This is a genomic window from Citrobacter sp. Cf072 (genome assembly GCF_030334485.1).
In the GTDB taxonomy this organism is placed as follows: Bacteria; Pseudomonadota; Gammaproteobacteria; order Enterobacterales; family Enterobacteriaceae; genus Citrobacter; species Citrobacter freundii.
Window position 1 is genome coordinate 1 of the sequence record NZ_JAOWDX010000014.1, and the last position, 725, is coordinate 725.

The window sequence follows — 725 nt, forward strand, 5'->3', positions numbered from 1 at the left end:
GAAGGAAGGCAGCCACAGGCGCAGCACGGCAGCTCCGGCGAAGGCACCACACTCAGTAACCACCTGGACGTCATCCCGGCCGACCGGACATGGCGTGCCTCCCCGCGGCCCAAACCCGCCGTGGACGGCCCGCAGAGTGCCATTGTCACCGGTCCTGCCGGCGAGGAAATCTTCTGCGACGAGCATGGCCGGGTGCGGATACGTTTCCACTGGGACCGCTACTGCCCGGGAAACGAAGACAGCTCCTGCTGGGTGCGGGTGTCACAGGCGTGGGCCGGTACCGGATTCGGCAACCTCGCCATTCCGCGTGTGGGTCAGGAAGTGATAGTGGATTTCCTCAACGGCGACCCTGACCAGCCCATTATTATGGGCCGCACCTACCACCAGGATAACCGCTCACCGGGTAGCCTGCCGGGCACGAAAACGCAGATGACCATCCGCTCGAAGACCTACAAAGGTGGCGGATTTAACGAACTGAAATTCGATGATGCGACGGGCAATGAGCAGGTCTATATCCATGCGCAGAAGAACATGGATACGGAGGTGCTGAACAACCGAACCACTGATGTGAAGGTGGACCATACGGAGACCATCGGCAATAACCAGAGCATCACTGTGGGACTCGGGCAGACCATCACGGTGGGTAAAGAAAACGCATCCGGACACGACCGGACAGTCACGGTCGCGCATGACCAGCGCAACACGACGGGGAATGACCGTCAGGT

At 60.7% G+C, this 725-nt stretch carries 1 protein-coding gene; it reads left to right on the forward strand.

Going from position 1 to position 725, the window contains the following annotated elements; all coding sequences use genetic code 11:
* Nucleotides 1-725, forward strand: a 725-nt coding sequence (gene tssI, locus OGX66_RS00905) for a type VI secretion system tip protein TssI/VgrG (RefSeq protein ID WP_286510748.1), incomplete at both ends; no start/stop codon positions are given.